This is a genomic window from Prevotella sp. ne3005, assembly GCF_900110085.1.
Lineage (GTDB): Bacteria > Bacteroidota > Bacteroidia > Bacteroidales > Bacteroidaceae > Prevotella.
The window spans coordinates 446,219-468,780 of sequence record NZ_FOCK01000001.1 but is presented as its reverse complement, the minus strand read 5'-3'; the positions used below and the strand labels follow the sequence as shown (position 1 = coordinate 468,780).

The window sequence follows — 22,562 nt, the reverse complement described above, 5'->3', positions numbered from 1 at the left end:
TATGAAAAAAGCGCTAATTACAGGTGTAACGGGTCAAGACGGCTCGTTTTTGGCAGAATTTCTGCTTGAAAAGGGTTATGAAGTACATGGTATGATTCGTCGCTCATCGACAGAGTATCGTGAGAGGATCAACCATATTGAAAAACACCCCAATTTTCATTTGCATTATGGGCATTTGGGAGATTCGTTGTCGGTTGTTCAGATTGTCCGCGAAATTCAACCCGATGAAGTCTATAATCTTGCTGCACAGAGTCATGTGGGTGTGTCTTTTTCATCTGCAGAGTATACGGCAGACATTGATGCAACAGGCGTATTACGAGTGCTTGAAGCCATTCGGCAATGCGGATTAGCTGACAAATGTCGATTCTATCAGGCTTCAACATCAGAGTTGTATGGTAAAGTAGAGGAAGTTCCCCAAAATGAGAACACACATTTCCATCCTTATAGTCCATATGCTGTGGCCAAGCAGTATGGGTTTTGGATAACTAAAGAGTATCGCGAGGCTTATAACATGTTTTGCTGCAATGGTATCCTGTTCAACCATGAGAGTGAGCGTCGAGGTGAAACCTTCGTGACGCGTAAAATTACACTGGCAGCAGCCCGTATTGCTCAGGGTAAGCAGGAATGTCTATATTTGGGTAACCTATCATCACTTCGCGACTGGGGTTATGCTAAGGACTATGTGAAATGTATGTGGTTGATACTTCAGCAGGATCAACCGGATGACTTTGTGATTGCCTCAGGTGTTCAGCATTCGGTACGTGAGTTCACACAGATAGCGTTCATGCACGCCGGTATAGAACTTAAATTCGAGGGTGAAGGAATGAATGAAAAGGGTATTGTTGTTAGTGGCCCAGAGAGTCTGATAGGTAAAACTGTCGTTGCAGTGAGCGAAAACTTCTACCGTCCTACTGATGTCGTAAACCTGTGGGGTGATGCTTCCAAGGCCAAGAGACAGCTGGGTTGGGATCCTGTAAAACAAACCAGCTTCGAAGATTTGGTGCGCATCATGGTGGAGAGTGATATGGAGAAAGTTTCAAAGGAGTAAAAGTCCATGAAGAAAGCGTTAATAACTGGCGTATTTGGTCAGGATGGCAGCTTCCTCTCAGAATTTCTTTTAGAGAAAGGTTATGAGGTTTATGGGGCAGACGTGCGAATAATGGACAATCCGCCAGACTATTTCATTAAGCTTTTTGCCAATCCAAACTTTTATACTCAGACAGTAGATCTGACGGATACGCAGAGTGTGCTCAATCTTGTGATGGAGGTGCGACCTGATGAGATATATAACTTTGCAGCACAAAGTAATGTTAAAGTCAGTTTTGACAAGCCAGAGTTGACCTCCAACATTGATGCTTTAGGTGTGTTACGTATCCTGGAAGCAATCCGTCAGGCAGGCCTTACGGATTCTTGCCGTTTCTTCCAGGCATCTACATCGGCCATGTTTGGCAATGCGACAGAAGTGCCAGAGGATGAGAACACCCCACTTCATCCCAACGACCCATACGCTATCTCAAAGGTGTATGGGTATTGGATGACGCAAATGTACCGTAAGGCATATAAGATGTTTGTGTGCAATGGTATCCTCTTTAATCATGAGAGTGAGCGTAGACCAGAGATATTTGTCACTTGTAAAATCGCATCGGCAGCATCCCGTATTGCACAGGGGCTTCAGGATAAACTCTCTCTTGGCAACCTTAATGCATTAAGGGACTGGGGGTATGCCAAGGATTATGTGGAGTGTATGTGGCTGATGCTCCAACAAGAAGAAGCGGATGACTATGTCATAGCAACAGGCGAACAGCATTCCGTGCGTGAATTTTGTTCTTTGGCTTTTAAGGAAGTCGGGATAGATCTGGAGTGGCAGGGAGAAGGAATGGACGAAAAGGGTATAGACAAGGAAAGCGGAAAGACGGTCGTTGAGGTTGATCCATTGTTTTTCCGCCCTATTGAGGCAAACCAAATGTATGGCAACCCGTCAAAAGCAAAGAATGTTTTGGGATGGAATCCGAGAAAGACCAGCTTTGAGCAACTGGTTCAGACTATGGTGAGGCAGCAAATAAAGGTGGTTCGCAAACAGATTGCAGAGAAAAGGACACATTCAGAGGAACTTCCTGCCCGTCTTGACTTGGCAGGAACGTGGATAGACCAGCCATTCGTCAGCAAATTGGCTCCAGGATGGGCCATTACTATCTCGTTGGAACCAACCTTCGAAGTTAAACCACGTTACGGCCTGGGTACGAGTATTCGTGACGCAATCAAAAAAATCTGGCCTAAACAGATTCCTGATATGGATCCAGAGATGCTGGCACGGCTGGTATTTTGTTTTGAGAACAATCCAGAGAAGACAGATGGTATGCTGTCTGGAGCTCAGGATGCCATAGGTATTTGTATGCCAGGTCTGGCACGTCACTACTACAACCAGCATTATTGGCCGGAGCGGATAGAGTCGAATGACGATGAGGGTATTCTCACATGGCTTGAAGACCACCTCTGTATGATTCCTATGTTTCCGCGACGTCCCAACTGTAACTTGATGGCTGGAAAAAAAATAATTAAACCTGTAGTTGAAAATTTGGCCAAAGCTGCGGAGAATTGCTGGAAGTGTATCATGGATCGCGATTTAAATGGTTTCGCTTCATCTTTCCGGGAATCGTTTGAAGCGCAGATAGAACTTTTCCCAGGGATGATTCAACCCGGAGTTCAGGAGTATATTGACAAATACTCTAAGATACCTGGTGTGCTCGCATGGAAAATATCTGGTGCAGGAGGTGGAGGCTATCTGGTATTAGTCTGTCATTCGCGCTCGGATTTCCCAGCTGGGGCTGTTGATGTCTATATCAGACGCGGAAAGATATAGTGATTGAAGAATAGAAGAATAAGGAAATGTGCGATTGAAAAAACTGATATTAATTGTTCCGTTGCTTATTATGGTTCTATTTGTAGTAGCAATGTTTTTGCTGCTATTGGGACTTTGGCAATGGGCGGTATCTTTCGTACTAGTGGTCTTGATTCTAAACTGGTGGTCAGAGACCTTTGCACTGCATCCTTTTGGCGAAATCAACAGTCATTACGATTTCCGAATACTAAGTTTTAATGTCAACCGTGCGCATGGATTTTCTGTCAATATGGGGACGACGGAACAATTAATCGAGTTCATCCTCAAACAGAACGCTGATATCGTGCTTTTACAAGAATATAATGCAGAACTTTATCCAGAAGTCCAAGAACGGCTAAACTATGAATATTCACATAACAGCGTCATAGAAATTAATAGTCGTTTCAAGACGGTATTTAGTCGATTCTCCATTGAATCATGCGAACAGTTGATGGTTGATAGCAATGATCCAAAATATAAGTTGTTCCAAAATGCTTTCTATAACAAGAAGAATCATAAAGGGATAGAAGTACTACCTATCTGTAAGATGAAAATAATGATTGCCGGCCGCATGGTTCAAGTTTTTAATTGCCATCTGATGTCAAACAATTATTCTGTAGTCATAAGAAACCTGAGAAAAAAGGGACAATGCATATGTTATGGCATCATCCCCATTCTCAAAAGGTTAGATTTCGGATATAAAGCTAGGACACTCCAAGCAAGAATATTAAGTGAGCATATTGATGAAAATCTGCCAGCTTTGATTTGTGGCGATTTCAATGATGTAAGCGGTTCGGCTACATTGCATGAACTTCAGCAAAGCGGTTTATATGACTCATGGTGGAAAAAGGGATTTGGATTTGGGTATACCTTTCATGGGATGGGATTGAGATTTAGACTGGATCACGTGTTGTTTACATCAAAACAGTTTAAATTATGTAATATTATTGTACCACGTACTAATGTATCAGACCATTCTCCAACGATCTGTGATTTTGTTTTTTTAATTAAATAGAGTCGGCAATAGGCGGCATTTCTAGCTGTTTAAAGCTATGTACAGACTCTTTTTGTTACTCTATAATGTGAATGATTTACGCAACACCATATTTACTACTATTCTTGTTTCTGGTATATCTGTATTGGATAAGCAGATTCAAATATCATAATAAAATGCTCTATCAGAAAGCAAGTTTGCATAGTGCCAATGTCTATGAGAGGCTGGCATTGTTATCGTACTTGATATTCTATGGATTACGTGGATATATGTTTACCGACATTTTTCAGTATCATGAGTTTTTTGAATCAATAAATGATTTTGAGTTTAAGTGGTCATATTCGGAATTCAATTTTGAGCCAGGTTATGTGCTCTGCAACATAATCATTCATTACTTCGGTTCAAGTCCGTTTTTCTTTCAGTTTGTATGGACGTTGATAGATGTTATTTTTTTGTATTTTATATTGAAATATGAAACAGGCCCTTATTTTTTGCTTGCATTCGCTTTCCTTGTTCCCTTGTTTGATGGCATTCAAATTAATATGTTAAGAAATGTAAAAGGAATTTTGCTTTTCTATTTTGCACTAAGATACATCAGAGAAAGGAATTTTGCAAAGTATTTTGTTTGTGTTCTCTTGGGAACACTCATACATATAAGCACAGCATTACTACTGCCATTCTACTTTTTCATAAATAGAAAAATGCGATTAATTATGATAGGATTAAGTGTACTATCTATTGTTCTATATTTTTCTGATTTGTCAATTTTGAATATTGTTTTTACTTTTTTATCGGCAAAGATGGGAGGCAAGGTAGAAGATGTAGCGACCTCATATATGAATTCCACAACAGGTGCTGGATTGACATTAGGTTTTTTATATAGAATGTTTATCTTAATGTTTCTGTTGTTAAAGTATGATCGTTTAGGGAAATACAACCTTATATTACTAAACTTGGCAATTTTATACATTTGTTGCAACACAGCATTTAATTCCATATTGATTATGAGAGATAGATTATCGTCATTGTTTGCCATCGGTATCATTGGAATACTTCCATATATTAAGGATGTCATTAAACAAAAACCTATAAAAAGAGTTTTTGTCGCTGTAAACATTGTATGTTTATTGGGGTTTGTATATAATCCACATAGCAATATTGTTGCCAAATATTCAAATTTCTTGACAGGGGTTGAAGATAGGAAATCTGCAGAGAGCCGAATAAATTCCTATATTGTGAATCATGAGAGATAAAGGTTTTAATCCCATAGCTCTAAAATAATTGTATCAAAGAACATATTAAAAGCATTATGAAAATACTACAAATCTCAAATTATTATTTTCCTCACATTGGTGGAATAGAAAAAACTGCACAATATCTTGCAGAAGGTATGACTGATTTTGAAACACAAGTGGTATGTTTCGGAGAAAATGGCTTTACAGGAGAAATCGATGTAAATGGTATACATGTTCATAAAATGAAAGTAAACAAAACCATTGCTAGCCAGGCAATTTCATTAGAATATTATGGCAGATTGAGAACTTTGCTTAAAGAGTTCAAACCAGACATCATATTTCTTCATGCCCCCAACCCTTTTTTATATGCAATACTCCTTTTGTTGATTAATAAAAGAACCAAACTTGCCATTTTATGGCATTCAGATATTATAAAGCAAGGTAGAATATATAAATTCATAAAGGGCTTAGAACACAAAATTATAAATAGGGCTGATTTGATAATGGTTACAAGCCCGACATATAGAGACTGTTCTATTCCCCTCCGTAACTACCGACACAAAGTTAAGGTGTTGCCCTCTGCAATTGATATAAATGTATTTAAGAAGGTATCAAAAGATCTCGTTGACAAAATAAAATCGAAGTACTCAAAACCCATCGTATTCTTTGTGGGCCGTCATGTGCCATATAAAGGAATTGAATATTTGGTTGAGGCAGAGAAATATATCAAATCTGACTGTGTTATTGTTGTAGCAGGTGACGGTCCTTTAACACCTCAACTAAAATCTTCTGCGAACGATAGGATAAAGTTTATTGGGAGAATTTCTGATTCCGAATTAAGAGCGTATTTGGACGTTTCTTCTGTCTTTGCATTTCCATCAATAACAAGGAATGAAGCTTTTGGTTTGGCATTAGTTGAAGCGATGTATTGTCGCTGTGTGCCTGTAACCTTCACAATTAAAGGAAGCGGAGTGAATTGGGTTTCAATAGATGGAGAAACAGGATTAGAAGTTGAAAATTCAAATTACAAAAGATTTGCGCAGGCCATTGATAGTCTGCTTATGGATGCTGAACTTCGAGATAAATTGGCTGAAAATGCTCACCGTAGAGTAATTGAAAAATATACAGTAGAATGTGAGGTTAGATTGGCAAAAGAATATATGAAAAATCTTCAAGAAAATTAAAAATATGATAATTACAAAAACACCATTTAGAATGTCTTTCTTTGGTGGAGGGACAGACATACCATCGTTTTTCAATGAACACGGAGGGGCTGTTATCTCGACAACATTCGACAAGTATTGCTATGTAAATGTTAGACATATGCCCCCGTTCCATCCGTATGTTTCAGAATTGGTACACAACCGCTTTGAGCGAGTTAATGATATAGAGGAAATTGAACATCCTCTAATACGTGAATGTATGCGTTTGCACGACATACATGAAATACGTCTCACTTATGAGGGTGATTTACCGGCACGTACGGGGCTTGGTACAAGTAGTACCTTTGCTGTAGGTATGCTGAATGCCTTCTGTGCGCTGAAAGGGAAAATGATGAGTAAGCGACAGTTGGCTCAGGAGGCAATTTACGTTGAGAGAGATGTCCTGCAAGAGCATGGTGGCTGGCAAGATCAGATTGCGGCAGCCTATGGAGGCTTTAACCGTATTGATTTTAAAGACGGTGATTTCTCTGTTCATCCAATTGTTGTTAGCCAAGAACGTAAGAAGAAGTTAGACGAGAACCTGCTATTGTTCTATACTGGAGTTCAACGTTTCTCATCAGAGATACAAGCAGATACATTTGCAAAGTCGGTTGAAAAATCCAAGCAGTTGCTTGACATGTTAGCATTGGTAGATGAAGCAGAAAGAATCCTTGCTGATAAGAACATCAGTCTTAATGAATTTGGTAAACTCTTGGATACCACATGGAAACTGAAGAGGGGTACTGGAAGTAAGATTAGCAATGGTAGTATAGATGAGTTGTATAATATCGCTATCAAAGCTGGTGCTTTAGGAGGCAAACTTCTTGGTGCTGGAGGTGGGGGATTCCTACTTTTCTACTGTGAGAAAGACAAACAGGAGAATTTGAAGAAAGCTTTGGAAAATCTAATGATTGTTCCTTTTTGCTTTGAGAATGATGGTGCACAGGTGTTGTATTATGCGTCTCAAACATATTCTCCGAGGAAAGAAATCTTGCTACGATAATACAAATCATTATGGGAAGTAAAATAGAAGTTCATCTCAATCATCTGATTGACCGCTATTCCAAGCTTACCGTTTGCCGCGAGGACATCATAAAGGCATACGGCTTATTAGAGGAAGCATATAGCAATGGTCGCAAACTCCTAGTTTGCGGCAATGGAGGCTCTGCATCAGACTCTGAACATATTGTAGGTGAGTTGATGAAGGAGTTCAAACTGAAGCGCAAGGTTTATGGCGACCATGCAGCCGTTCTGAAAGAGATTGACCCCGATCTTGGACAAATTCTTGCTGAGCACCTACAAGGAGCACTCCCTGCTATATCTCTTACTGGCCATTCCTCTCTCCAGACAGCCTACATGAACGATGCAGTTCCTGAACTAGTATTTGCTCAACAGGTAAATGGTTATGGAAAGCCCGGAGACGTGTTCTTGGGTATCTCGACCTCTGGCAATAGCAAGAACGTGCTTTATGCGGCTGTCAATGCTAAGGCTAAAGGCCTGAAGGTGATTGGCCTTACTGGTGCTAAAGAGAACAAACTGATGAAGTACGCAGATGTATGCATTCGCGTACCCGAGACCGAGACTTATAAAATACAGGAGTTGCACCTGCCTGTGTACCATTGTTTGTGTCTGATGTTGGAAGATAAATTCTTTGGTGTATGAAAGTCGTAATAATGGCAGGCGGACGAGGAACTCGTATCGCTGAGCTTTTCCCTGATATCCCTAAACCGTTGATTCCTGTTGATGGTATGCCTATTCTTGAAAGAGAAATCAGGTCGCTTGCATCTCAGGGGTTCAATGATTTGATTCTAACAGTAAGCTATCTTGCAGATAAGATCATCGCGTATTTTGGCGATGGCAGCAAGTTAGGCGTGAAAATTGATTATTTTGTAGAAGAAACTCCTCTTGGAAATGCGGGTGCTTTATTCCAGTTGAGGGATAAGATTGGCGAAGAGCCCTTTTTTCTTCTAAATGCTGATGCTGCCTTTGATGTAGATTTTAATCGAATGCTTGCCTTCCATAAGAAACATGAAGGCTTTGTAACACTATTCACTCATCCAAATTCTCATCCTTACGATAGTGGGTTGATAATTGCTGACAATGATGGACAAGTTGAGAAGTGGCTTAGCAAGGAGGATGAACGTCCAAAATGGTACAATAATCGAGTAAACGCCGGACTTCATGTGGTCGATCCGAAGGTTTTGGAACTAAGTCTAGAGTATTTTGACACAGACCCATTGACGGGTTACCCCAAAGACAAGGTGGATTTGGATCGTCAGGTTCTCAAACCACTATGTGGAACAGGAAAGATGTTCTGTTATGATAGTCCGGAGTATGTGAAGGACATGGGTACTCCAGAACGTTTCCATCAGGTAGAAGCAGACTTTAAGAACGGAGTCGTTCAAGCCAAGAATCTTAGAAACAGACAGAAAGCTATTTTCTTAGATCGTGATGGAACTATCAACAAATATGTTGGTTTTCTAAGAAACATTGATGATTTCGAGTTAATTGATGGGGTTTCTGAGGCAATAAAGCAAATTAACCAAAGTGGTTATTTAGCGATTGTCGTCACGAATCAGCCCGTGATTGCGCGTGGAGAAGTGTCATGGGAAGAGCTCCATGAAATACACAGAAAGATGGAAACGCTCCTTGGTAAGGATGGTGCATATATTGATGGCCTATATATCTGCCCTCATCATCCAGACAAAGGATTTGAGGGAGAAAGACCTGAGTATAAGTTTGACTGCGATTGTAGGAAACCTAAGCCAGGCTTACTGTTCCATGCTGCACAAGATTTTAATATTGACTTAAGTCAGTCAATCATGGTTGGTGACACTGGGAGAGATCTTGAGGCTGGTAGAAATGCGGGATGCAAAGGGTGTTTCCTTGTTAAGACAAATATTGATGGTAGTTTGATCAAATTGGTCAAAGGGCTCATAAAGTAAAAATCCGGTATCTATACCATTTTTCTTCATCAAGAGAACGATAAAGATCTGAATGCTATAATCAGATTTTATGCAAGAAGGATAAATAGATTTATTTTTATAAATCCTGCGTTTTTTATTATGGAGCGGTGATTTAAGGGTACTATATAGTCAAGAGCAAGCAGATAAAATTATATCCTTGTCGAAAGAGCAATGCCTACAAGGTGTGTTTTAAATAACTTTTAGATTATGAAGGCTTAAAAGGATCTGATACTGTATCTAATGCTATGACCGAAGTAGTATATACCCAAAGAAGGAACTATCAAATTAATGCAGAAATTATTAGATTATTCGCATTATTACGAAACCATAAAGTTGAATGTTTAATGGTAAAAGGGCAGGTTGCTGCACAATGATACCCCGTCCCAGAGGCTAGAATGCCAGGTGATGTGGATTTCCTTATTTGGAATGGGAATACTAATTCTGCAGAGGAGCTGATAAAGAAGTTTTTAAACACGGAATTGCATTTGGATACATTTGAGAAGCATTCTGAATTTGTTATCAACGATGTATTATATGAATTATATCACGAGTTGTTAAAGTCTTATTACCCGAGATATTCGAAATATTGGAACGCACTTATGGAGCATGAATTAGTTCAGGGGTGAGCTTAAGGCATCTTTGCGATTGGATGATGTGCATATACTTTTACTATGGGCAAATAGACTATAAACTACAAAAGACTCATTTGCACCATTTGGGGCTGATGAAAGCTTATATATCTGTAGGTTCTATATTAGTTGATTACTTGGGACTGTCAAAAGAAGAATTCCGATTTGATATGCATGATTCTAATAGGAGATATGGACGGATGATACTCGCTGACTTCATTAAGATGGGCAACTTTGGCAGGAATTTATAACCAATGGCAAATCCGGGACTTTCTCATAGTATCCAAACGGGGTATAAGCTGATGATTCAATCATTGAAATTCTTTCATCTTTATCCCAAAGAAACTATGATGAAGTTCCCATGCATGGTACTGCAATTTATTTATTAGAGGCTGAAAACTAAATTCTGAAAATGAGTTCTAAAATTGAGTTAAACGAGAAACATAATAATATGGAAAAGAAAGAAAATGTAAGATTTATTCCAGATGGAATGAATGCGTTTGAAAGAAACGTGAAGCGTGTATTGGATTGTATTTCGGCTGGTTTTGCGTTGGTCATTTTTTCGCCACTATTCCTTTTCTGCTACATCGCGGTAAAGAGGGAGGATGGTGGTCCAGCAATCTTTAAGCAAGAACGAATCGGACGCTTTGGCAGGCCGTTTAATATTTATAAGTTCAGGTCGATGCGACTGGATGCAGAGAAATCTGGACCGGCACTATTCAAAGGTGAGAAGGTAGACCCTCGACTAACAAAGATTGGTAGGTTTCTGAGGGCGCATCACCTCGACGAGTTGCCCCAGCTATGGAATGTGTTTCGCGGGGATATGGCTTTCATCGGGCCGAGACCTGAACGCGAATTCTATATCAAGCAGATAGAAGAGGTAGATCCACGTTATTATATGCTGTATCAGATTAGGCCTGGTGTGACCAGTTATGCTACCTTGTATAATGGATATACAGACACTGTGGAGAAGATGGTTCGTCGCCTACGCTATGACTTATTTTATCTAGAGCATCGTTCGTGGTTGATGGATGCAAAGATTCTTACAAAGACATTCCTTAATATTGTGTTTGGTAAGAAATTTTAGGAAGGATTCTTTGTAAGACTATTAGTCACGATAAGTGAATTACTACATGTATTTCTACAAATACTTACATCAAAGTGAAAAAATGAGCAACCAACGGTTGCTCATTTTCGTTATTTGTCTGCAATAGGGTTTATACCCTCTTGGTAAATTCAGAAATTATACACCACATCCACAGTATTCCCACTGGTGCCAACGGCAACACGATTTCCTTTACCCAATAATTGGTCACTCGCCCACCATGTTAGCTCCGCTGCACCAAAGCCAAGCGCAGCCCCAGCCACCACGTCATACCAATGATGATGATCATTCACCACTCGCTCCACGCCCACAGCCGTGGCTGCAGCATAGCCAGCAATCGGAATCCATATACAGTCCTTCCTGAACTCCTTATCTATCGATCTCGCTGCAGCAAAAGCCATCGCAGCATGGCCTGAGGGGAACGATTTATTATCCGAATGGTCCGGCCTTTCCTCATTCACCACCGCCTTCAGCGCCGTCTTTCCGATATAGGCAACTCCTACGGATGCGACAGTATTCACAGCAAAACGCGGCCAGTTATGTCCCGTCAGAGGCTGTGCATAGGCCTTCCGCTTCGACTCCGCATCGCGATAAAACTGATTCCTGCTGATGTCGTAGCGGATACCGAAGTCAATGTCAAAGAAGCCATTACTGCCCGCAGTATCCTCCATGCCTGTAAAGCCGTAGCCCATACCTTCACTGGTCGATACCTGATAACCCACAGCCCCAAACAGGCTCATACGGTCATTCAGTCGATACGTTTCTTCCAAACCAATACCAGCTAGCGGCGATGCAGACCCTTCCACAAACTGTGTGATGATACCCATCCTTAGATAGGCCGAGGTATGCCATTTCCTCTCTGGGTCATAGCCTGAAAGCGCATTCGTCAGGTTCAGCATGGCATCTATCGCCACTGTAGCCAGTCCGCCTTTCTTATAATTTTCTTTCGGATCATCTGCTGGTGCCACCCATTCCAAGCCATTGTTTGGAATCAGTCCATTGTCCCACTGCACACGCACCTTCACTCCATACTCTGGCGTAAACCATTTTCCCATAGCTCCATTCAGTCCGAACGTCATACCCTTCGGTATCACCTTTCCAAAGTTACATCCGTATGGATTCATCAGACTCATATCCAGTCCTGCCTGCACGAACCAGTTATCCCAGATCCCATTCGTCAGCACGTGATTCAACGGGGCCTTTGTCCCTAGCTCCTTAGAGCCAACTTTTCCTAGCTCGATCTGGGCGCCCAAACCTATAGTCAAATAACCGTTGGAATTGCTTCCCGTACCAGTATCAGCCCTCGATTCCTTACCAACGAATCCACCGCCCGTCATGATATAGGCGATGTCTCCATATACGCTCCACCTATCACTTATCCGATACGTGTTCAGCACACCAATACCTGCCAGCAACGAACCCTTGCTAACTCCAAAGTTATAATTCACTCCAATCCTCGGATAAAGGCTTGCATTCCATTTCCTGTCTGTTCGATATGTCCCGAAGAAATTATGCAGATTGAACAGGGCATCACCATAAAAGGCAATATATCCACCTTTTTCCCGATTCACCCCCGGTTGGTCAAACGGAGCCAACCAATTAGCATGTTCATTCTCCAACAACGGTAACTTGTTTTCCCAGTTAAACTTCCCTCGGAAGCCCACCTGATGAGAAAACCACTTACCAACGGCCAGATCCAGACCAAACGTTTTTCCGTTAGGGAACACCTTCGAAAAATCATACCCGTATGGATTCTGCAGTGTCATGTCCAAGCCTGCCTGCACAAACCAGTCCTCCCAGAACCCTCCAGTTCTCACGGTTCTTGGTTCATCCCCAGGTTCAAACACCTGCGCCTTCGCGGCAACAGACATCGTCCAGCAGGCAGCAACCACCCCAAAAAATCTTATATTAATATGCCTGTTCATCATGCGTCACAATTTGCTTCACTGTCATCCATAGGATTCTGATATCCAACCAGAAGTCCCAATGTTCCATATACCAGATATCTTTCTTCACGCGTCCTTCCATCTGCCACAATTCCTCGGTCTCTCCACGGAATCCTGTTACCTGAGCCCATCCCGTTAATCCCGGTTTTACAAAGTGACGCGCCATGTACTTGTCTATCAGCTCCGTGTATTTCTCATTGATGACTATAGGGTGAGGTCTTGGCCCTACAACCGACATATCACCCTTCAGTACATTCCAGAACTGTGGCAGTTCGTCCACACTGGCTTTTCTCATGAAATTGCCAAAGGGGAATTTCCTCGGATCGTCCTTCGTAGCCTGCTTCGCTCCCGACTCGTCCTTGTTGGGATGCATGGAGCGGAACTTATAGCAATAGAAATTCTTGCCGTCGAGTCCAGTTCTCGGCTGTTTGAAGAACACGGGGCCCTTCGGGCTTTGAATCTTGATGATCAGTGCGATAATAGGCAGGAAAGGCAGTATACACAGCAATGCTCCGATAGAGAATACTATGTCAAACAGTCTTTTCTCCAGTTTGTTCACAGGGTTCTGAAGGGGATTCTCATAGGTGGTATAAACCTCCATGTCGTCTAGAAGCTCGCGTTTCAGACTGATACCCATCGACTCCACCGACACAGGTACGTAAAAGAAGCGATTCACTTTAGCATCACACATTCTTGATATCCGTTTCACAATCTCGGGCTGACGCCGCGAGAGACACACATAAACGTCGTCGCCCAGCTTCAAGTTCTCGGGTGTATTCAGATTGTCCGTCACATCCTCCAGCGAGCCTAGGCGCTTCATGATCCCTTCTGCCCCGTCAATCTCGTCGCCATAATAACCGTACACTTTGTATCCTCTTGTCGGATCTTTCATCAGTCGGTCATATACATTCAGGAGTTCCGTGTCTGAGCCAATCAGGGTGACCGTCCTGAAGTTCCCACCAGCCTTGCGATACAGTTTCACCAGCCAGCGTTCGAACAGCCTCACGAAACTCAGCACCAAGAAAAAGGTTGTACCCAGGGCAAACAAGAACCAACCTACAGGCAGCATATAGTCCAAAACCTTCAAGAACAGATATGCCAGTACTGCCTGTACCACGGTAAGCCATACGATTCGCCTGAGGATATCAGCACTTGACACCAGTCGCCGATGAATCACCGTATAGAATTTAAACTCACTCATCACCAGTGTCAGGTTGCACACCAGTATCACCATAATCTTACAGCTTCTGCTCCACGTCTCAGCCTGGGGATGCCAATTAGTAAAAGCCAGCAAGAGAATATTCATGATGATCAGGTCACCTATGATGATCATCCACTTGATCAGATTGTTAGATTGGTTATTGCTACTCATTGCTATTTTGTTTTTTTATTTTGCAAACTCTGCCACACAATGGCTGAAGGCATTGAAGTTGCCCATATCGTACATGCGACCTTGTAGCTTCACGCCTATCATGCCTTCCCTATCACGCACTTTGTCGAGGGCCGAGGTGAGTTCAATCTCTGTTATATGGTCTCCATCTATCTCCTTCTGCGTGATATCTTGATGGAGTTGAGCAAACACCTCTGGCGTCAGGATATATTGTCCAAAAACAGACATGTACTTCCTGCTGCCATCCTTGCATTTCACACCCAGAAACTCCTCGGCATAGCTGGCCTTGGGTTTCTCGTTCATCTGCGAGATGTTCAGTTCCGTTTCGTTCTTGTCCTCCCAGGTTCCTGTCAGAATACCATAGTGTGACACATCTGCCAATGGGATCGAGTGGATGGCCACCATCAGCTTGTTATATTGTTCGTACCTCTCTATCAGCTGCAAGGCGCAAGGCTTGCCAGTCTCACTGCGGTAGAGTGTGTCACCCAGCAACAGCAGTACAGGCTCGTTGTTAGCAAAATCCACCGCCTGATACACGGCATGGCCGAAGCCTCGTTTCTCCTTCTGATATACATAGCGAAGTTTCTTGCCGATGGCCAGTATGCGGTTCTCATATTCCTGCAACTCCGGATTCAGTTTCCTCAGATGCTCCTCCGGCAGTGGGTTCTCGAAGAAGTCGCGATACTGCAAGCGCTCCTCTTCTGAGCCAAGCACCAAACAAATCTCCTCAATACCACTTTTCACCAATTCTTCAAGCAGAATGAGAATCACAGGCTTCACGATGCCATCCTTGTCAGGAATCGGGAAGAAATCCTTCTTCATAGCCCTGGTGGCAGGATAGAGTCTCGTGCCAAATCCTGCCACAGGAATCACAGCCTTTCTCACAGCATGTACAGGCCTCAGCGTCAGCGGGTATGCTTTCATACCCTGACTGTTCAGATAATCTATCACCTTCTGCTGGCATTCTTTATCCTTTGCCAAAAACTGGATACTGCCATCGCCCTGTGAGCCAACGCCCTTTCCACCGTATGTCCACTGCTTGATAATGGGATCAGCCAGCACCTCATGCAATTTCGGCGATGTCAGTTCCTCTGGACACATCGGAGCCACCGCCTGATCGAAGAGCGTTTGTGCCCCAATCATCAATTTACCCAAAGCCTCGGCATCGCCCTCTGCCATATATTTGATGGCCAGGTCGATAATCTTTTGGTTGTCCACGCCAAGAGCTTTCTGTTCCCTCTCCTCCATCTCGTTCGATGCGAAAGGGAAACCACGGTTCAGGTCACGCAGAATCTTGATGGTGTTCTTTTCAGCGCAGAGGTCGGCGAACACCCAATAGAGGTGCTTCTTCACATTCAGCGTCTTCACCTCCACCTCATCACCGTCAAAGGTCATCAGGTTGGGCTTCACGCCGAAGGCACAGGCCTGATCCAACCGACCACAGCGTGATGATGTGCGAAGCTCTCCCAGATAGGCGATATTCATCTCGCCCATTGTGTTCAGGTTCAGGTTGTAGAGCTTGTTAAAGGCGCGAGCCACCAATACACAGATAGCTGCGCTCGATGAGAGTCCGCTCTTCATAGGAAGCGTCATCTGCTTCAGTGTGATTCTCACGCCGCCCACCTGATACCATTCTAGCATATACGAGGCCACGCCGGCACAGTAGCAGAAAAAACTTCCACTCTTCGCCACATTTTTCAGTTCCGTCTCATTCATCCTGCAGGCAAAGTCCTGCCAGACATCACTGATCTCCGGAGCCTCGCTATACATCTCGAATATAGAACTCTTCTCCACCTCTGCATAGATACCCTGCTCGATACCTGTCACAATCGATGCGCCAGGAACGATATCCGCATTCATCGTGCGGTATTTTCCTGCCCAGTCCGTGTGCTCTCCAAACAAACACAAACGGCCGGGTACAAATAAATCTATTGCCATTCTATTCTTAAATACGGAACTGCTTTATTGCATTGATTACTATATTTATCTCATCATCAGTCAATTCGTAGAACAACGGAAGACGAACCAATGTATCCCCATATCTGTCACAATTAGATAGCTCTCGTCCATCATGTTTGTCCTGATAATAGGCACTTGAATGCAGGGGCAGATAGTGGAAGGTTGTCTGGATGCCTTTTTCTTTCAGATAGCCCATCAATTTAGTACGATAATCTAGTGAAGGACAGAGCAAATAGAACATGTGGGCGTTATTAGTAGCATATTCTGGTAATTCGGGAATGGTTATCTCTGAGTCAATCTTTCCCTTTAACCCCTCATAATACATATTCCATATATGCTTGCGCTTGTTCTGAATATCATCCAATTGCTCCAACTGTGCCCATAGATAGGCAGCATTAAACTCTGAGGGCAGGAAAGAGCTACCCATATCACACCATCCATACTTATTCACCATACCACGATAGAACTCTGCACGGTTGGTACCCTTCTCCCAGATAATCTCCGAACGACGGATAAAACGCTCATCATTCACCACGAGCATACCACCCTCACCACTGCTGATGTTCTTGGTCTCATGGAAAGAGAATGCCCCAAGATGTCCAATTCCACCTAGTGGCTTACCTTTATAGAATGAATCCACACTATGCGCAGCATCCTCTACAACAAGTAGGTTATGCTTCTCTGCTAATGACATGATGGCATCCATATCGCAAGCGACACCTGCATAATGCACCACTGCAATTACCTTGGTTTTATCTGTAATCAAAGGCTCAATATTCTCAGATCTTACATTAGGATTCTCAGCGCCACTGTCTGCAAATACTACCTTAGCTCCTTCACGCAGGAATGCCAACGCTGTAGATACAAACGTATAAGATGGAATGATAACCTCATCACCAGGCTTTAGTTCGCATAACATAGCACACATCTCCAACGCATCGGTACCAGATGTAGCTAACAGACACTTCTTAAAGCCATATTTCTCTTCAAAGAACTTATGGCATTTTTTTGTAAACTGACCATTACCTGACATTGTTGTGGAATGGCATACTTCTTCCATATACTTCAGTTCTCTGCCTGAGCAATACGGTTTATTAAACGGAATCATAATTAAATCGATTTATTTGTTTTGTTCTTCAATTGCATCAAAATAGTATTTCTGCAGCCTCATGGCCTCGCTCTTAGAGTCAAAACCGGCGGCCTTCATCTCCTCTACAAAGCTTCTGCGTGCAGGCATATTTTGACTGACTATCTCAACTATCTTCTTTGCCCATTCTGCTGCAGATTCTTTCAAACTGATAAAATGAGCCATGTTGCACCCTTTAGCCTCTGGAGTAATCTCTGTAGAAAAAAAGATAGGAAGGCCACAACTCTGAGCCTCAACACCAACAACTGGCAATCCTTCATAAATACTGGGGAGCAGGAAGGCATCGAAAGCATTATAAAACTGCTTAATGTCCTCACGCTTGCCATAGTTGATAGCCTTATCCGCGATGCCATAATGAGTAATCCTTTCCATCATCTTCTCCTCCAATCCACCAAAACCAATCAGGGCCAGTTTGGCATTTGGTTGTATCTTTTGGATCTCATTGAAAATATCTACGATAAACAAAGGATTTTTCTGTACCATATACCGGCCGATAAACCCATATACCACGCTATTCTCCCATCCGAACTTCTTCCTTGTTATGGTTCTTAACTCGGGCTCGTATGCATTATCATCTGTATTGATGACAGTCTTAAAGATGGCAATATCCCCATCATCGTATGACTTCTGTCCAAACTGGAACACGCCACAATCCACGCCACAGGCCATATAATAATTAGCCCCAATACTACTGAATGGCTTGAGGGCATATTTTAGCAGCACTTTTTTCTCATGCTTATTGGCCATAGAGATACTTTCAGATATCCTCACCTTAACACCTTCCTGCTTGGCAACAATCAACGAGAACAGGTTCATCGTCGACAACCAAACATGAACTACGTCATACTTCTCTTCTCTGATTACCTTCCGAATATCACTCATATTCTTCAGGATATTCTTATAGGGTGTTACAATATGTACCTTTCCACCCAAAGCCTTAATCTCATCCTCGGGTATGGCTGTAGAATCAGCATCACAAATCCAGTCCACCCTAACCTTGGTGGTATCCATGTGTCGACAATATTCTAAAGCTAGATTCTTTTTCCCACCAGGATTTATACTTCCAAAAATGTATGCTACCTTTATCATTGTTTATAATATTTAAGATTCAATAGATTTCATCAGATAACGAATAGACTCATCACGAAATAGTCTTAAATTCTCTTGTACAAGAGGATAGTTCTTTACATCCAAATTATTATCTACATTCTCAAACCCAGTAAAAAGTCTTTCATTAAGACCAAGATTATTCAATAAAGAAGTAAGTCTTGTATTTGTTGAGAGTGAAGCTTTCTTATTGAACCTTTTGAAGGTAAAGAAATTCTTGGAGAAGATAATTGAGAACACCGTTCCATGGAAAGAATCCGTACATATATATTTAGCATTATTAACTAGGCTGACAAAACCGGCAGGGCTAATATTGTATGGGGCCTCATCCACATAATCTTCGTCAGCAGAGATATATTGATCCAAATGCAACAATGCCACGATTTTACAATTTTCCTTCTTCGCCAATTTCTTCACAAACTCACGCTGTACAGGGTTATCTCCCATGAGATAGCAGAAGATATAATCCCCATCAACAGGTCGGGAAGAGGCGATTTCCGACCAGTCTTTCACTTCTAACAGCATAGTAGGATCGCATACCAACTGCACATCCCTTCCAGTACATACCTTGATGATTTCCTGCCCACTGGTTTCACGAGCAGACAAATAATTGATTCTATTTAGGAATCGGGAATACTGCGCTTTCATATTCTCCGGAATAGCCCCAATTCCAAAACTCGTCGCGTATGCAATCTTTTTTACATCATCTGGAACAAATGACAAGGTATAATAATCACCAGCCACATTGGAAGGCAACCAAAGTTGGTCACTTCCAACGATTACAGCATCATAATTCCGACAAGCTCCACTTAAATCCTCCCATGACTCAAACATCCTTGAGACCTTAAAACCATCATGACAGAACTGATCAAAGGCAGCATCCCTTTGAGCCATTTTTCCACCCAAGGATGAATCAAACTTCATTCTCAGTTTCTTACTAATTACCCGGCTCTTTTCCTTGACAATGGTCGCATCACATAGATTCGACAGAAAATACTTCCATTTGCGTTTATTGATGTCACCCTTAAGAGAATCAAAGTTAATGGCTTCAGAATCTACGCCAAGCTTGTCTAATGCTTTCTGTGTAGCAAATGCCTGAAGCATGCCTCCATAGTCGTGATAATCATAGTTAATGGCTAAAGCCACTTTCTTTTTTGTCATATTATCAATTCTTTCTTAACAGTTTCTTGACCGTTCTCTTTGCCTCATTGTAAATACCCAACTTGAAAGCAGCCATCCTGAGAAATGTTTTTATTCTGACAGTCAATGTCAGAGGAAACCATTTCTCCATCAAATCCCCCATTGACATCGTAGCATAATCTGCAAAGAAAGCCTCTCGCTTTGGATTCATAACAACAGACTTGACCATAGCAATCTCATCCTTGATAAACATATCAATATCTTCGTATGGTTCCTCTTTAGTCCATTCCTTGATTCCTCTCAGAATCTTTTCTCCTAATGCAGAATGTACCAATACCCGGTTCGTTCCATCTTCATCAAAATTCTTACTGAAAGCCTTCACATCGTAACAGTCCCAGATCGTAAAATCAGACACACGATAGCGTTTCTTAAACTTACAGTTATAGCATGATGGTCGTACATTCATATCGCTAAAGAAGGAACGCATAAACTGCTCACGCTCTACGCCCTGATGATAATTCAGTTCAGGTTTATCATTAAAAATAGAAAAAGATGTATAATTATAGCTCAATCGCTTTTCGCGAAAAAGCATCTTCTGGAAATTGCCCCCAATCTGCTGTTGCTTCCACTGCATATAGTCTTTGTAAACTCCTGGACTTGGAATTCCATAGCATACGACATCTACAAGCAGCAATTTATCATACGCCCCTCTCAAGAAGTGATAAAGTCCTTCTATCTGGCAAGGGGTACCACTAAAACAAACCCATCTGTCTTCCTTTAGGAATTCCTTGACCTCTTGATAACATTTGTCTATATGGCTCTGAACATACTTACTGTTCCTAAACAATGATAAGTCTGCCTCATTGTCTACCCAACGATGATGTACCTCAAAAGTATTGATATCAAGCGTTGCTCCAAAGACCACGCCACCTTGACGGAGAATCCATTTGGCTATGGCTGTAAACGCACCTCCAGAAGTGCTTTCCTTTCTTATAACATCATCCGTTATCTGAATTAAATGGGCAGTTTGAGGTTTCTTCTTCTCAGGCTCAACATTGATAATAGGGCATATTTTTTCACACAGATGACAATCTATGCAGGTTTCAAGGTTTATTTGAGGATATAAGAATCCCTCTTCATCCTTTTGCAACATTATAGAATGCTTGGGGCAAACATTCTCACAAGCATAGCACCCACAGCAATCCTGCTTTTCTTGGATTTTAATCATCAGAGAATTAATATTTAAAGTATCCCCGTTTCAATAAGAATTGCTTTATCTGGGCAATAGGAGCCAACAACCAATACATTCTGCATCGAAGTAAATAAAGTATGATTATTCTCAGTTTATCCATGTAAACTATTGGACACTTCTGTATTGACTCTTTATATAGAGAAGCACTGGCAATGACCTCTTTAAATTTTCTCACTTTCGTTGAAAGAGGGTTTGGGTTATTAGGATGAAAATAGGTACTCATAGCCATAGCAATCAAACCATATACTACCCTTTGATAATACATCCTCTTTATTTCATCCCGATTCTCAAAACCATCAATATCTTCTTCCATGACAAGAAAGGAGTCTGTCATATATTTGGTATTTTTCTCATTAATAGACTTAGAAAGAGAGGTTGGAGTATATCTATAATGGTTATAATACTTATTCAGGAATAAAGCTTTTGAAGCATAATAAAAAACACGGAGTGAATATTCAACGCCTTCTTCACCTTGCCTAAGTCGCTTATCGTGGTAAATGTTTTTAGCCTTAGCCCAGTCTAGGCGTACAAGTTTTGCGTAGGCAGTAGTGATTCCACTACTGTAAATCATCGTATGTCTAGCCAACTCACGACACTCTTCATCTTTGTACAGATGCTCGTCATCCTGACATGCCCATTCCATTTTACCATAAACAGGCTTACCATTCAAATCTTGTAAAACCTTCCAAAAGATAACATCTGGATTATTATATTTTTTAGCAGCCTCCATGATAGACACCAAACAGTCACCATCTATCCAGTCATCACCATCTATGTACATAATCCAGTCACCTGTGGCACGCTCATAACCCACGTTGCGGGCAGGAACGAGACCATCGATATGGAAGATGTTATGAATACGCGAATCCAGATCTTCATATTTCTGGCAGACAGCCTCTGTGCCATCATTTGAATCTCCATGAACAAGCCACAGTTCCCAATTCGTATAGCTCTGACTTAGGATGTTGTCGATACACTTAGGCGCATACTCTGCGCAATTGTACATCGGGACTATAATGCTAATCTTTCCGTTGTCTATCATTTCGAACAAAGAATTTTCATCATACAATGATCAAGAACCATATGCAGGTCTTCTGTTATTTGCATATCGTCCACAGGTACATGAACATTATATCTACTCATTTGTTTTACTTTACCTCCGCTATAGCCAGTAATACCTACACTGACACCACCATTCTCGTTAGCATATCTGATGGCTCTGACTACATTCTCGGAGTTGCCGCTTCCTGATATGCCTATCACGATATCCCCATCCTGCATAAAATTTTTTAGAGGCCCTACAAAAACATCTGCGTACGACATATCGTTGGCATAAGCCATCATTGTTGGAATATTGTCATTCAGACAGATAAACTTAAACATCTTTTCCTTACCAAACGATATACCCTTGTTAAAGTCACAAACATAGTGCGATGCTGTAGCTGCAGACCCACCATTACCCATAATGAAGATTGTCTTTCCTTCATCTTTGGCCTGAACCAAAACGTTCATCAGCGTATTCAGGTCTTCCTTATTGATAGCATCTAGAGTTGCCTTTTCCTTTTCAAAATAGTTAGTTATTTCTTCCTTGTAATCCATACATATATGTTTT

General features: G+C 41.8%; 17 protein-coding genes and 1 pseudogene. 9 read left to right on the top strand and 9 right to left on the bottom strand.

Annotated features, from left to right (window positions below; all coding sequences use genetic code 11):
• The first annotated feature begins 1 nt into the window (after position 1).
• The 9 genes and pseudogenes from gmd (BMY16_RS01865) (at position 2) to BMY16_RS01815 (ending at position 10,991) form a co-directional block, all read left to right on the top strand.
• Positions 2-1,048 (top strand): GDP-mannose 4,6-dehydratase, encoded by a 1,047-nt coding sequence (gene gmd, locus BMY16_RS01865; RefSeq protein ID WP_091839847.1) that lies wholly within the window; start codon positions 2-4, stop codon positions 1,046-1,048.
• Between the two features lie 6 nt (positions 1,049-1,054).
• Positions 1,055-2,110, top strand: a pseudogene (gene gmd, locus BMY16_RS15765) (GDP-mannose 4,6-dehydratase); the annotation flags it as partial.
• 784 nt (positions 2,111-2,894) lie between these two features.
• Positions 2,895-3,893 (top strand): endonuclease/exonuclease/phosphatase family protein, encoded by a 999-nt coding sequence (locus BMY16_RS01855; protein WP_091839283.1) that lies wholly within the window; start codon positions 2,895-2,897, stop codon positions 3,891-3,893.
• A gap of 71 nt (positions 3,894-3,964) precedes the next feature.
• Positions 3,965-5,125 carry an EpsG family protein gene (locus BMY16_RS01850; RefSeq protein WP_091839280.1) on the top strand — a complete coding sequence of 387 codons (1,161 nt, stop codon included), beginning with the start codon at positions 3,965-3,967 and terminating at the stop codon, positions 5,123-5,125.
• Between the two features lie 56 nt (positions 5,126-5,181).
• Entirely contained in the window at positions 5,182-6,291 is a 1,110-nt protein-coding gene (locus BMY16_RS01845; protein WP_091839277.1) for a glycosyltransferase, read from the top strand.
• A gap of 4 nt (positions 6,292-6,295) precedes the next feature.
• Entirely contained in the window at positions 6,296-7,312 is a 1,017-nt protein-coding gene (locus BMY16_RS01840) for a GHMP family kinase ATP-binding protein (protein ID WP_091839275.1), read from the top strand.
• Positions 7,313-7,323: 11 nt separating this feature from the next.
• Positions 7,324-7,971 carry a D-sedoheptulose-7-phosphate isomerase gene (locus BMY16_RS01835; RefSeq protein WP_091839272.1) on the top strand — a complete coding sequence of 216 codons (648 nt, stop codon included), beginning with the start codon at positions 7,324-7,326 and terminating at the stop codon, positions 7,969-7,971.
• A complete protein-coding gene (gene gmhB / locus BMY16_RS01830) occupies positions 7,968-9,254 on the top strand; it encodes a D-glycero-beta-D-manno-heptose 1,7-bisphosphate 7-phosphatase (protein WP_091839269.1) in 1,287 nt (428 codons plus the stop codon). The genes BMY16_RS01835 and gmhB overlap by 4 nt, the downstream gene beginning before the upstream one ends.
• A gap of 1,101 nt (positions 9,255-10,355) precedes the next feature.
• The gene (locus BMY16_RS01815) at positions 10,356-10,991 is read left to right on the top strand and encodes a sugar transferase (protein WP_091839844.1); all 636 of its coding nucleotides are present in this window, start codon (positions 10,356-10,358) and stop codon (positions 10,989-10,991) included.
• Between the two features lie 149 nt (positions 10,992-11,140).
• Here the strand turns inward: BMY16_RS01815 and BMY16_RS01810 are convergent, their stop codons facing one another.
• From BMY16_RS01810 to BMY16_RS01770, 9 genes are read right to left on the bottom strand one after another with little or no spacing between them, the layout of a single operon-like run.
• Positions 11,141-12,937: a phosphatase PAP2 family protein gene (locus tag BMY16_RS01810; RefSeq protein WP_091839260.1), complete on the bottom strand. Its 1,797-nt coding sequence runs from the start codon at positions 12,935-12,937 to the stop codon at positions 11,141-11,143.
• Positions 12,918-14,327, bottom strand: coding sequence for an exopolysaccharide biosynthesis polyprenyl glycosylphosphotransferase (locus BMY16_RS01805; RefSeq protein ID WP_091839257.1), 1,410 nt, complete (start codon positions 14,325-14,327; stop codon positions 12,918-12,920). The genes BMY16_RS01810 and BMY16_RS01805 overlap by 20 nt, the downstream gene beginning before the upstream one ends.
• A gap of 15 nt (positions 14,328-14,342) precedes the next feature.
• The gene (locus tag BMY16_RS15410; protein ID WP_170835969.1) at positions 14,343-16,283 is read right to left on the bottom strand and encodes a sugar phosphate nucleotidyltransferase; all 1,941 of its coding nucleotides are present in this window, start codon (positions 16,281-16,283) and stop codon (positions 14,343-14,345) included.
• A gap of 7 nt (positions 16,284-16,290) precedes the next feature.
• On the bottom strand, positions 16,291-17,412 hold the full coding sequence (gene rffA, locus BMY16_RS01795) for a dTDP-4-amino-4,6-dideoxygalactose transaminase (RefSeq protein WP_091839254.1): 1,122 nt from the start codon (positions 17,410-17,412) through the stop codon (positions 16,291-16,293).
• A 12-nt stretch (positions 17,413-17,424) separates the two neighbouring features.
• Positions 17,425-18,540, bottom strand: coding sequence for a glycosyltransferase (locus tag BMY16_RS01790; protein ID WP_091839251.1), 1,116 nt, complete (start codon positions 18,538-18,540; stop codon positions 17,425-17,427).
• Between the two features lie 12 nt (positions 18,541-18,552).
• Positions 18,553-19,719 carry a polysaccharide pyruvyl transferase family protein gene (locus tag BMY16_RS01785; RefSeq protein ID WP_091839247.1) on the bottom strand — a complete coding sequence of 389 codons (1,167 nt, stop codon included), beginning with the start codon at positions 19,717-19,719 and terminating at the stop codon, positions 18,553-18,555.
• Between the two features lie 4 nt (positions 19,720-19,723).
• Entirely contained in the window at positions 19,724-20,926 is a 1,203-nt protein-coding gene (locus BMY16_RS01780) for a Coenzyme F420 hydrogenase/dehydrogenase, beta subunit C-terminal domain (protein ID WP_091839243.1), read from the bottom strand.
• A 7-nt stretch (positions 20,927-20,933) separates the two neighbouring features.
• On the bottom strand, positions 20,934-21,992 hold the full coding sequence (locus tag BMY16_RS01775; protein ID WP_091839240.1) for a glycosyltransferase family 2 protein: 1,059 nt from the start codon (positions 21,990-21,992) through the stop codon (positions 20,934-20,936).
• Positions 21,989-22,549: a D-sedoheptulose-7-phosphate isomerase gene (locus BMY16_RS01770; RefSeq protein ID WP_091839237.1), complete on the bottom strand. Its 561-nt coding sequence runs from the start codon at positions 22,547-22,549 to the stop codon at positions 21,989-21,991. Before BMY16_RS01770 ends, BMY16_RS01775 begins: the two co-directional genes overlap by 4 nt.
• Positions 22,550-22,562 lie beyond the last annotated feature (13 nt).

Bases quoted from the DNA above. Each gene is read 5' to 3' on its own strand.
- BMY16_RS01850 (WP_091839280.1), top strand. From the start codon at position 3,965: ATGATTTACGCAACACCATATTTACTACTATTCTTGTTTCTGGTATAT.
- BMY16_RS01845 (WP_091839277.1), top strand. From the start codon at position 5,182: ATGAAAATACTACAAATCTCAAATTATTATTTTCCTCACATTGGTGGA.
- BMY16_RS01780 (WP_091839243.1), bottom strand. From the start codon at position 20,926: ATGATTAAAATCCAAGAAAAGCAGGATTGCTGTGGGTGCTATGCTTGT.
- BMY16_RS15410 (WP_170835969.1), bottom strand. From the start codon at position 16,283: ATGGCAATAGATTTATTTGTACCCGGCCGTTTGTGTTTGTTTGGAGAG.
- BMY16_RS01835 (WP_091839272.1), top strand. From the start codon at position 7,324: ATGGGAAGTAAAATAGAAGTTCATCTCAATCATCTGATTGACCGCTAT.
- BMY16_RS01790 (WP_091839251.1), bottom strand. From the start codon at position 18,540: ATGATAAAGGTAGCATACATTTTTGGAAGTATAAATCCTGGTGGGAAA.
- BMY16_RS01785 (WP_091839247.1), bottom strand. From the start codon at position 19,719: ATGACAAAAAAGAAAGTGGCTTTAGCCATTAACTATGATTATCACGAC.
- gmd (WP_091839847.1), top strand. From the start codon at position 2: ATGAAAAAAGCGCTAATTACAGGTGTAACGGGTCAAGACGGCTCGTTT.
- BMY16_RS01815 (WP_091839844.1), top strand. From the start codon at position 10,356: ATGGAAAAGAAAGAAAATGTAAGATTTATTCCAGATGGAATGAATGCG.
- BMY16_RS01775 (WP_091839240.1), bottom strand. From the start codon at position 21,992: ATGATAGACAACGGAAAGATTAGCATTATAGTCCCGATGTACAATTGC.
- BMY16_RS01840 (WP_091839275.1), top strand. From the start codon at position 6,296: ATGATAATTACAAAAACACCATTTAGAATGTCTTTCTTTGGTGGAGGG.
- BMY16_RS01810 (WP_091839260.1), bottom strand. From the start codon at position 12,937: ATGATGAACAGGCATATTAATATAAGATTTTTTGGGGTGGTTGCTGCC.
- BMY16_RS01770 (WP_091839237.1), bottom strand. From the start codon at position 22,549: ATGGATTACAAGGAAGAAATAACTAACTATTTTGAAAAGGAAAAGGCA.
- gmhB (WP_091839269.1), top strand. From the start codon at position 7,968: ATGAAAGTCGTAATAATGGCAGGCGGACGAGGAACTCGTATCGCTGAG.
- rffA (WP_091839254.1), bottom strand. From the start codon at position 17,412: ATGATTCCGTTTAATAAACCGTATTGCTCAGGCAGAGAACTGAAGTAT.
- BMY16_RS01805 (WP_091839257.1), bottom strand. From the start codon at position 14,327: ATGAGTAGCAATAACCAATCTAACAATCTGATCAAGTGGATGATCATC.